The organism is Alkalihalophilus lindianensis (assembly GCF_032843265.1).
GTDB lineage: Bacteria > Bacillota > Bacilli > Bacillales > Bacillaceae_D > Alkalihalophilus > Alkalihalophilus lindianensis.
In genome coordinates this window covers 1-267 of record NZ_JAWJBA010000403.1, presented here as the reverse complement: position 1 = coordinate 267, position 267 = coordinate 1, and the positions used below count along the sequence as shown (strand labels likewise).

The following is a 267-nucleotide window of genomic DNA, read 5'->3' as shown; positions in this document are numbered from 1 at the left end:
CTATACCGCCGCGCCGATCGCCAGCGACATATTGTCGTGGCTGTTCGATCGCGACAAGGCGATGGCCCGGCTCGAACCGCTCGAACGCGAATGGGGCGGCGACATCGATACCCGCATGGCGACGCAGTGGCGCAGCTTCCAGGCCGCGCAACAGGCGCCGGTGCTGAGCGTGCCCGCAACGCCCGCCGATGTCGAGGGAGCGACGACCAACGTCGTCGACTCGGCCGTCGCCAACCAGATCGAACCCGACCCCGCCGTCGCCCAATC

At 68.5% G+C, this 267-nt stretch carries 1 protein-coding gene; it reads left to right on the top strand.

The window, feature by feature from the left end:
- On the top strand, positions 1–267 hold a 267-nt coding region (locus tag RYX56_RS22775; protein WP_317124177.1), incomplete at both ends, for a hypothetical protein.